The sequence below is a fragment of the Acinetobacter sp. R933-2 genome, assembly GCF_030325485.1.
GTDB classification, from domain to species: Bacteria; Pseudomonadota; Gammaproteobacteria; order Pseudomonadales; family Moraxellaceae; genus Acinetobacter; species Acinetobacter sichuanensis.
Window position 1 is genome coordinate 1 of the sequence record NZ_JACAIJ010000032.1, and the last position, 10,154, is coordinate 10,154.

A 10,154-nucleotide genomic window follows, 5' to 3' on the forward strand; every position below is an offset into this window, starting at 1 on the left:
GACCTAATCGACCAACACAACACCCAACTAGATCGCCAAAAGCATATCTCTGGTCTTAGTGAAACAGAAAAAAAAGAGAGATATTCTAACCAGTTAAATAAATGGACAGAAGAAAATCAGTTGCTCCTGCCTAAAAAGTCTTTTGAAAAATTTAACGAAACCGACATTAGAGTTAAACAACGCAAACTGAATGATCAAATTTTAAATATAGATCATCAACTTTCAGAAATATCACGTAGAGAAAATGAATATCAAGAATATATTCGCATTCAACGCATGGAAATCAGAAATAGTTATATATTTGAGGAAGATGATTATGGAAATAAATATTTTAGTCCTCAAAATGGTGAAAAACAAAAACGACTATACGCAGAAGATATGGAAGAGCTGAAAATCCAAAAATTGCATGCAGATTTTACAAAAAGCGTTGAAATGGAAGTGCAGCAAGAGTTTGACCGAAAAACAGCTCTACAGCTTGAAAATGACCGAAAAGATCGTGAATCTAGAGAACAGCAGTTGCATGAAGAACAAGAACAACATTATGAGCAAGAAAAACGAGCACCCGACCTTTTAGCATTTTCAAGACGTAAAGACCAAGAAAACCAACAGAAAAATGAACCCCAAAAACCAGATTCTGATAATAATCCTGACTACATGCCTTGGTAACCCCCATTTAAACGCAAAAAAACGGGGTTTTTAGAGACTTTAACTAAAAATATAGGGAAACTATAGTTGATAAAAATAAAATTGCTTAGAACGCAAATGAGCGCTTTTTAGCGAGTGTCTACGAGCGTCACAATGAAAGTTCGCTTAATTCCCCTGTGATAAACCGTTTTTATTGAATTACAGTAGATTGTGCTTAGCGAGTGCCTACGAGCGTCACAATGAAGCTTTTGCTTTTCAAAAAGCATGAGCGAAGCGAATGCATTATTGATGCTTTTGCTTTTTGAATACTCGATAAATTAAGAAAAAAACTGCCCCAACGAAGCGAGAGAAACGAGCTTCAATAGAGTACGAGCTTTAGCGAGTACCAAGGGCAGTTTTTATAGCCCGAATTTGAACAAAATTCTCTTTTATACTTTTAAAAAGCTTTTAAAAGCTTTTAGCTCCTCTAAGAGCCTTATATAGCAAGGGTTTCAACCTTTAAAAGGGTACAAATAGCATGATAAAGGGTACAAATAGCATGATTTTATCGTTTAAAAGGGTACAAATAGCATGATTAAAGGGTACAAATAGCATGATAAAGGGTACAAATAAATTCTTGTACCCTTATGTTTGTTGGTGTACATTGTTTTCTCATGAGGGTACAAAAATCATGTTCATTTTTTATAAGGTTTGATATCTGAATGAATAAAGAAAATAGTTATGAGAAATCTTATCCAGTAACAACAATGGCTATTCAAAATAAAGTTACTGAATGCTTTAAAAGCATGTCTGTAGATGAAAAAAGAATTTTAATTATGGCTTCTCCGATTGCTAGAAATATCGATGCAAGTGAGCAAGATCAAATCTTAATATCTGCTCAACAATTTGCTGATGACTGTGGTATCAAGGTCAATTCTGCTTATAAACAAATTGAGAATGCGTCAAAAAAACTAGTAGATCGGTCTTTTTCATACATTAATGATAAAGGGAAAAAGGTTTACTCTAACTGGGTCATTGATGCTACTTACGAGGATGCAGGGATATCTTTAAGGTTTACATCTATTATTTTAGTAATGTTAAAAATTTTAGATAAATACAATCCATACACTCGTTATAAAAAAGATGTAGTTTTGAAATTAAAAAAAGACTACTCAATAGACTTTTACCATTTAGCAAAAAAAAATCAGGCAAAAAATGGCTTTGAATTAACACTAGATGAAATGTTTACAGAGTTTGGTCTACCAGAATCTTATAAAGATTTGAGAAACTTAAAACGAAGAGTCTTGAAAAGCTCATTAGATGAAATTAATGAGTTTACCGATGTAACAGTTGACTATAATCCAATTAAAAAAGGGCGTTCTGTTGTCGGCTTTAAATTCACCGTAAAAGAAAAACCCAAGCCAAAACTCACAGCACCAATAAGGGATAAAAAAACCATAGATATGTTCTGTAATCTATCTGATGCCCAAATTAACAAATACAGCACTATTTTATCTCAACTTTCTGAGCTATCAGACCTGAGTAACTTTCCTGATTATCCTACTTTTGCCCTTTGGATTGGTGGCATCTTACGAGATCCGAAAAGTGTAAGAGAGGAAACAGCAAAACGGATTTTTAAATCTCTGCATAGCAAAACGGATTTTAAACCATGAGAACTACAGCTGAATTAGCTTCAATGAGTTGTGAAGAACTCAAAGACTATGAGCAAAGTTTACTTGAGCTGTGGACACCAAGAATGGCGCTTGAAAATCAGATTGATAGACTACGTACAGAGCGTAGAGGGCAACTAGAGATATTCAACAGATTAAAAAATCCTCATGCTCCTGAAAATGAACGTTTAAAAAACTCTATTTTTTCTCTCAACAGTAAGATTGAAGATTTAGAAGATGAATTAGATGATCTCATTCAAGATGATCGCTTAAAGCATATTAAGTTGGTTTTATAAAAATTGAATTATTTACTATAAGCCAACTAATATCAATTTTTCTTGAGTATGCCCATTTTTTTTCTGACTTTAAATCGTTTGATAAAACACTATTGAGGATTATGCCTTGACCATTTGCTTACATTTCTCCAAGCTTGATTTATCTTTGTACAAATGTACTTGACTCATATTGATTCTCAACAGCTCCTACTTCATCAAATTTTATAAAAGTATTGATATTAATCAGGAAGATATTCATTTATGGTATAAGGGTATTTTGAATACCATATACTTACTTATGGTAAATGTAATTAACACATGTATTTACTAATTATAGGTCTATTATGAAAAAAGAATTATCTCGTTTTTTACTAATTAGTATATTTTCTATACCCTTTATTGGTTGCCAAACAATACAAGATAATACTCGTATCTTAGGCATAGGAGGTGACAGTAAATATGATATGAGTTATGTAAAAGCAAACCTGAAAAAGGGTATAACTACTTCTGAAGAAGTTATTAGAATTTTTGGAAAACCTAACTACCAGACATCTAGTGGATCTGGACCAGACTATTTCTCTTATAGGGAGGGAGAAACAAAATCAAATGCATTATTAAGCTCAGCCTTAAGTACTATTGGTTATGGAAATATAGGAAATACTAATCAGGCATTACAAGAGGGTAAACAAAGACAATTAAGTATATATTTTAAAAACAATAAAGTAGATGATTTTTCAATTTCTGAATAAGATTATACTGTTCTAATAATCAACAGTTGCATTCGATTTCAAGGACTATTTATATTTTGAGGTGTATTTTTAAATTACACCTCTTTTTAATCTATATTTTAATTAAATTATGGGAGAATCTATTAGGAGTTTACTACAAAATATATGAGGTATACTGGGCGTAAATAATTGAACAATTTGTCAGTCTATATTTATTTCAACATCTTTAATATCCCCCTCAGAAAAGAAGGTTGCAGGAAAGAAAGTCTATTGACAATACCTTAAATTAAACTGATATTTGTCATTTTGTGACAACAAGTTGAATTATATCAGCGGTATAACCATGTACGCTAACAATTTTTTTGTTTATTGAATAGAACATCTAAGTTAGTTGTATTATGTTTTTACATTCTTTTTCGGCAGATCTAGCAGCCAAATCACGTTTATTTGCAATATAAATGACCATATAACCCTATTTGGATTTTATGCAACTCCTACATACCAGTATCCCCCTCTCGTACCGCAAACACTACCATCTACAAGTTGATAATATCGATTTGTTGGATTTGCAAAACTAAACTGAGTAAATAAAGCTAATCCAAACAAACATGGATAGATAAATGTTTTTTAGTTCATATCTTTTCCTATAAAAGATACTTATGCACTAATTACTTTAAAATAAATAAAATCAAAAAACAGGTTCATTTGAACCTGTTTTTACTATTTTTTATTTATTTAAATATTTATAGCTCACATCTACTTTTTTATTTGCTGTAGGTAAAGCTTCACCATAGAACACAATCGTTGCACCTGTTGCACTATAAACCAAATCAAAACCATTCTGATGTGTTAAGTCGCGCTGTACATTTTTACCAGATACATTGACAGTAACTGTTGATGGTATTGGCAATTGAGTTAATGTAAAACTACTTGCTAAACCTGATGCAGCTTTAATAATCTCACTAAACATAACATTCCAACTACTCGCATTTGCACAAATAGATGCTGAACTTCCACCTGTTACGCGAGAAATTTCTTTAAAATGTGCTCCACCCTCTGCCGAACCACCATCACCACGGCATCCCCATGCTTTATCCTGATAGCCTGGATAATTATCTGCAAATGTATTACGAATTGAATTAGCTGTACCTACGATAGAAAAATAAGTTGCTCCCGTTTTCAAGAAGTAATTCTTATAGTCTGCAAAATCTCGAGCTTGGTAACCATTACTACGTATTGGTCGAGCTTGATTTACTGTTTCATTTTCAGGCTCATCTGAAACAAATACAATCAAGTTTTTCGCATTTGTACGATCAAAATTTGTAAGATTTGCTTCACGCACACAGTAGAAACCTGTTTCTGTGGCAGAATCACTTGTACCTGGTTGGGCTAGTTTTTTCCATTCCTCTTCTGCATTTAGAGTTTTACGATCAATAAATACCGACTTTTGATCACTTAAAGTTCTTAAATTTTGACAATCGTAGGCATCCTGTGTGTTTACAGCTAAACGATAATCAATACCTGCTTTATTTAAAGCAGTAAAGAATTGTGAAGCACCATTTGCTAGATTTTTTTGCTCTTCATACATTGAACCTGAAGAATCAATATTCCATAAAATATCAACTGCATTTGAACCCTGAGCATTTTGAGTAAAACTGTTCGTTATTGTTTTAACTTGCAATTTTGCATTACTACTCAATGCACTTGCTATATTCAAATCACCATATTGCTTTTCAATCGCCGTTGCCTGATTTACAGCATAACTGTTCCCCCATACAAAACCTGTACCATTTTCGAGCCAAAAAGCTAAGTTTAAACGCTGTTTAGTATCTTTTGCTGTAACAGTTGTTGGTAAGCTAATAGATTTACCTTGATTAATTGCAAGCAATAAAACTTCACGAACTCTATTTAGAGTTTCTACATTTTTAAAATCTACATCTAAAGTTATATTTGTAACATTGCCTTGCGCATTTTTAGATGTTTTATTTACTAAAACATTAACGGTGGCACCATGATCTCTTAATATTTTCATATAGCTTTCTAATTGTGCTGCTGAAAATGCATTCAAATCAGTTGCCTTTGATTTTAAATCTAATGCAAAGCCGACTGAATTTAATTGAGGATCATCTAAAAGTAAAACACCATTTCCTGTAGCCAAAGTTGCTTCAGTAAAGTACTTTTTATCGACGTTACCAAATACAGCAATATTTGCTTTTTCACTGGTCAAAGTTGCTTCAGTTTGAACTGTTGATTCAACTGGTTTGGGTTCAGTAGGTTTAGGAGTTGTTGGTTCAGAATCGTCTGAATCGCTTCCACCACAGGCAGTCAAAAATACAGATGCCCCTATTAAAAGTGCTAATAAACTCTTTTTTAATAACATTGCTTTCCCTCTAGTTAACTAATCCTAAAAACAAGTAATTGAAATATAAAAAATTAATATAAATAAAACACTCTTGCTAATCGTTATTTAAAAGTACCCACCTTAACAAGTGTGTTTGTAATATTTACTATGGATTAATAAAAACCATTTAGCGAGCAAATATTGAGCTATTCTTTCATATTTTGATTTTGTATAAAATATAAAAAATGTGAAAATTTAACAATTTATATAATATCTTGGTTATTTTCTTTTTAGTTCAATTTTAAATAAAAGAAAATTTTTTTCAAAAATCTATAAAATTATTTATCTTTAGACTCTGAGGAGATTTTGTATTAATCCTAATTCTGTTTGAGCAAATAATTTCATAATTTGAATAAGAGCTTTGAAATTATTAAATTGAGAGCACTTGTACCAAATGGAGATAAAGATGATTTTTGAGGGGGGAAAAAATTGTCCCTATCGGGTTTTTGGATAGCTAGGGCTTTGTTTTAGGAATTTCCAATAAGTTGCTGCAAATTTAAGAAAAAAGTCATCAACCACGCAGAATAATTCGATATTATTAGACATGTGGACTAAAGCTTAAGGTTTAGTTTGGTAATTCAACTACTGGATTTCAGCCTCCTATTTTTTTAAGGCAATTTCTTATCCGCTATTCGGGTTAATTACCTGATTTAGACATATTTTTTTTAATTAAAACACAATAATTTAGGGAATGAAGATGAAGTATTATATTTTTGCTTCTTTAAGTGTAATTGGATTGCTCAGTCTTAGTCCACTAGTTCAAGCAAACCCTACCCAAGGTTACTGCCAGACAGTTGACGGTAGTGTATGCGGTTGGGGGGGAAATAGCAGTAGTTATAAGCCTCAATATTGGTATGCTGGTGTTGCTTACGACCCGAAAAATGGCATATTCTCCATCTATACAGCCACATCTCGTGAACTGGCTATGCGCTCGGCAGCAAAAGAGTGCAAACAAATAAATGAGAACCAAAGAAGATGTTCCGAACTTATTTCTAGTGTTTCTGGATACACAAAAGACAAAGAGCCTGGTACAGTGATTACTAAAGGACAACTTCCAGATGGTACATTCCAACTGAATCTTAGATATGGTTTAAATGGTCAGAAAACATTTTTCCAATCAAACTCTTATTCTGAAAAAAATGCCGAAGTGATTGGAATGGAGGATTGCGTGAACAAATACAAACTCAGTAATTGTGAGATTGTTTATAAAAAATATACTACTTTTTAAAACATACATACAACTAAAAAAGACAGGGTAATCCTCCCATAAGTACTCCCACTTAACATAATGGCTGTTATACAAAGTTAGAGTTTATAGCTCTCGTTTTTTTACTTTCAAATTGTTATACTTTTTATACGCCATTGACGTATAATAATCTATGTTATTTATTGAAACCAGTATTTTTACCAAGCAAATCAAAGAGCTTGTCACTGATGATGAATATCGTCAGTTACAGCAAGATCTTTTAGTACAACCTGATAAAGGTGATGTAATTAAAAATGGTGGTGGAATACGTAAAGTACGTTGTTCTCAAGGTAACAAAGGAAAAAGTGGAGGTATCCGTGTAATCTATTATTGGGTTTCAGAGGATGACCATATTTTCTTTTTAGTGGCTTATCCCAAGTCTGTGAAAGATAATTTAACGGATAAGGAAACAGCAATTCTGCATCAGTTAGTGAAGGAGCAACTTCATGGATAATAATTTATTTGATGACCTCGTTTCTTCTATTAAAGAAGCAGGGGCAATTAAGCGTCAAGAGATTCAGGCAAGTCGAGTCACAGAACTTGAATTACCTAATATTAAGGAAGTACGTGAAAAAACCGGTTTGAGCCAAAATGAGTTTGCTGCACGTCTTCATATTAGTCCTCGTACCCTACAAAACTGGGAACAAGGTCGTAGATACCCGACTGGTCCAGCAGCAACTTTGATTCGCATTTTAGATGCTCATCCAAGTCTTATTTAAAATAATTAATAGAAATGGGAGCTTTATAGCTCCCATTTTTAACTTCGCATAAGGCGTATTATGTTAATTTTAGTCAACCTATAAAACTCCTACAAAGTAGGTTGCTATTCAGAGCCTGTAACTTATTTTGTATAAGTTACATTTTTATAAATATATACCTTTTGATACAAGGCTTTTCTTATGTTTATCAAAGTCTGATTTACTAAGAATCGCTATATCCATATTCCCAACATGCGGTTTATTTATTACAACTATTTGTCCGTTCTTTTCTAATACTACATATCGATCACCAAGAGAATATGGTATTTTAGAATCTATCACCTCATAACCCAATCTCATAAAGTCTTTTAAATAAAGAGGAAAGCTTTCTCTAGCATCTAAAATATCTATTACAAAGATAATTGCTTTCAATGTACCCTTATCATTATAAAGAAATTTTGTTTGCATAAAATGGGCGATATCAATAGGTGGAAACTTGGTATTCATGGATTCAAGTTTTATATCAAAAAATCTATTGGATTCATTAGAATTTAATTGGTATTGCGTTATACCTTGAAATGAATTTAAGTCATCATACTTTTTAAGTTTTTTAAGAAACGGAGTTGTATCTAATTTGGTTTGACCAATTTTAACCCCATAAATACTTTTTTCCTTTTCATCAAACAATTGAGCTAATGATTTGATAGTATCGTCATCTTCTACATTAATTTCTTGGTATCTCTTTTCATTATCTGATGTAGATTTTTTATCTTGATACTTATCTTCTAAAGTTACTTCAGACTTATTTTCATGATTAGAACTTTGATCACTTATACTTTCTACTTCTAATTGTTTTTTGATTAGTACTTCTTGACTGGGCAAGAGATTAAGCATGCCTAAAAAAGTGTGTTTAGATTTTATAGTGTCACCAACCAACCAGTTATAAACTGCACCACCACTCTTCAAGCTAGAAAAGAATAGAAAGACTGTTAATGCAACGCTTAATAAAATAGTAAAAGATGGAAGATAGACTTGAGTGAATCTGATAGTCTTTGTCTTTTCCACAATAACACTCTGAGTATCTTGTGGGGAATTCAATATTTGAGCGTAATTAACGCGACTTTCGTCTAGTTTTTCTAAATCTTCATAATAATTATTAAAAGCTTCATATTTAGTTGCCATAAACACAGCAGTATTCCAATTGTATTCTTGCAAATTTAAGGTTTTTACAATTAGGTCTGCATCACTAGGCGTGATGTTGATTTCATTAGAATGAATATGATTTAAAGTGAATTCAGTATGTGATAAGTCAGAAACATGGAACCATTGCTTCACTGAGCGAGACAATTTTAAATCGATCTCGGTAATTTCGCTAAACATAATGAGGCCAGCTATGTGGCCAATATTTTCTGATTCCAATAGCTTTTCATTAGAAAACCAATCCATAATTGCATAACGGTTCTTACGGACTTGTACAAATGGATTGATCTGTCCACCACCTTTCACAATGATCGTTTCATTATTTTGTGTAGTGATTAGCCACTCACCATTTTCTTGTCCTTGTAAATTTCCAGAGTAGTTTTTTAAATCGCATACAATGATTGAGTGTGCTGTTAAGCATACAAGATCTACCTCTTGACCATTCCACATCGTATTGTAAATAACGTAGACCCATTCATCAGAGTCTCTATATCTTGGTTCTAGTTGCGTTAGAAATTGATCCAACATTTTTTGTTCATTTTCATGTGAGCTATAGTCACCGTAAAAACATTTAATAGTCATTTGGATTATTCTTTTTAGTAATTGAGTGGGGTATAAAAGAGTGTATTTGAGCACTGCTTACAGAAATGTCGGTTGTAAATAGCTGCCTTATATTTCGAAAATGGTATATTTTCTTCAGCGCCATAAAATTTTTGAAAATGAATGCTTTTACTTCCACATTGATTACAAGAAATTTGATTGTGTTTATAACAATCTTTATTTGCTTGAATATAACTTTGAATCGTTTTTACACTGCAAATCTTTTGGTACTCAAGTACTTTGTAACGCGACTTAAAAGCACCGATAAGCGAATGTGCCCCAGAATAGGTAAATGCAATTCCAAGGATTGTGGGAATAATTCTAAAACTCATATCGAAACTATCATGAGTATCAATTCCACTAAAATATATAGCGATAAGGAGAGTTATACCAATGGTGTAAAATATGAGTGCATGTAGTATTGAAAACATCATTTTTTTGTTAAGTATAGGATAATTAATATTATATTATCTCATAGTTTTAGAAGCTATGTAGTAGAAAATATCGGACTAATAAATTAAAATTTATTGATTTTTGGCTGTATCGATGTAAAAAATGATGATTGATATTTCATGTGAATAACCACCAATTTTATAGACATTTTTAGTTAAATATTACTTAGAATATACATCCACTTAACATAATGGGGGTTATGCGAAACACATCTTAAATAATTGTTATTTTTCAATAACCTATAAAATTAAAAAACCGC

Annotated in this window: 8 protein-coding genes and 1 pseudogene; 7 read left to right on the forward strand and 2 right to left on the reverse strand. The window is 32.1% G+C overall.

The features are described 5' to 3' along the window. The 4 genes and pseudogenes from HX005_RS19070 to HX005_RS19085 form a co-directional block, all read left to right on the forward strand. Nucleotides 1-666: pseudogene (locus tag HX005_RS19070) on the forward strand (MobQ family relaxase); the annotation flags it as partial. Nucleotides 667-1,346: 680 nt separating this feature from the next. After that, a complete protein-coding gene (locus tag HX005_RS19075) occupies nucleotides 1,347-2,297 on the forward strand; it encodes a replication initiation protein (protein WP_286378548.1) in 951 nt (316 codons plus the stop codon). Beyond that, nucleotides 2,294-2,590, forward strand: a complete 297-nt coding sequence (locus tag HX005_RS19080; RefSeq protein ID WP_286378549.1) for a hypothetical protein — start codon at nucleotides 2,294-2,296, stop codon at nucleotides 2,588-2,590. The genes HX005_RS19075 and HX005_RS19080 overlap by 4 nt, the downstream gene beginning before the upstream one ends. A gap of 323 nt (nucleotides 2,591-2,913) precedes the next feature. Next, complete coding sequence (locus HX005_RS19085; RefSeq protein ID WP_107010091.1) at nucleotides 2,914-3,318, forward strand: hypothetical protein; 405 nt, start codon at nucleotides 2,914-2,916, stop codon at nucleotides 3,316-3,318. A gap of 706 nt (nucleotides 3,319-4,024) precedes the next feature. On the opposite strand, the gene HX005_RS19090 is transcribed toward HX005_RS19085, so the two are convergent. Continuing rightward, complete coding sequence (locus tag HX005_RS19090) at nucleotides 4,025-5,677, reverse strand: vWA domain-containing protein (protein ID WP_228199095.1); 1,653 nt, start codon at nucleotides 5,675-5,677, stop codon at nucleotides 4,025-4,027. A 718-nt stretch (nucleotides 5,678-6,395) separates the two neighbouring features. On the opposite strand from HX005_RS19090, the gene HX005_RS19100 reads away from it, so the two are divergent. From HX005_RS19100 to nadS, 3 genes are all read left to right on the forward strand, one after another. After that, nucleotides 6,396-6,926 carry a hypothetical protein gene (locus HX005_RS19100; RefSeq protein ID WP_228199094.1) on the forward strand — a complete coding sequence of 177 codons (531 nt, stop codon included), beginning with the start codon at nucleotides 6,396-6,398 and terminating at the stop codon, nucleotides 6,924-6,926. Between the two features lie 151 nt (nucleotides 6,927-7,077). Then, nucleotides 7,078-7,398, forward strand: a complete 321-nt coding sequence (locus HX005_RS19105; protein WP_286378550.1) for a type II toxin-antitoxin system RelE/ParE family toxin — start codon at nucleotides 7,078-7,080, stop codon at nucleotides 7,396-7,398. After that, a complete protein-coding gene (nadS, locus tag HX005_RS19110; protein ID WP_107010089.1) occupies nucleotides 7,391-7,663 on the forward strand; it encodes a NadS family protein in 273 nt (90 codons plus the stop codon). Before HX005_RS19105 ends, nadS begins: the two co-directional genes overlap by 8 nt. Nucleotides 7,664-7,807: 144 nt before the next feature. Here nadS and HX005_RS19115 read toward each other — a convergent pair whose 3' ends face one another. Continuing rightward, entirely contained in the window at nucleotides 7,808-9,424 is a 1,617-nt protein-coding gene (locus tag HX005_RS19115) for a nuclease-related domain-containing protein (RefSeq protein ID WP_107010088.1), read from the reverse strand. Nucleotides 9,425-10,154 lie beyond the last annotated feature (730 nt).

What these genes read in the sequence shown, in the direction of transcription:
- HX005_RS19075 (WP_286378548.1), top strand. Translation starts at nt 1,347, where the DNA reads ATGAATAAAGAAAATAGTTATGAGAAATCTTATCCAGTAACAACAATG.
- HX005_RS19080 (WP_286378549.1), top strand. Translation starts at nt 2,294, where the DNA reads ATGAGAACTACAGCTGAATTAGCTTCAATGAGTTGTGAAGAACTCAAA.
- HX005_RS19085 (WP_107010091.1), top strand. Translation starts at nt 2,914, where the DNA reads ATGAAAAAAGAATTATCTCGTTTTTTACTAATTAGTATATTTTCTATA.
- HX005_RS19090 (WP_228199095.1), bottom strand. Translation starts at nt 5,677, where the DNA reads ATGTTATTAAAAAAGAGTTTATTAGCACTTTTAATAGGGGCATCTGTA.
- HX005_RS19100 (WP_228199094.1), top strand. Translation starts at nt 6,396, where the DNA reads ATGAAGTATTATATTTTTGCTTCTTTAAGTGTAATTGGATTGCTCAGT.
- HX005_RS19105 (WP_286378550.1), top strand. Translation starts at nt 7,078, where the DNA reads ATGTTATTTATTGAAACCAGTATTTTTACCAAGCAAATCAAAGAGCTT.
- nadS (WP_107010089.1), top strand. Translation starts at nt 7,391, where the DNA reads ATGGATAATAATTTATTTGATGACCTCGTTTCTTCTATTAAAGAAGCA.
- HX005_RS19115 (WP_107010088.1), bottom strand. Translation starts at nt 9,424, where the DNA reads ATGACTATTAAATGTTTTTACGGTGACTATAGCTCACATGAAAATGAA.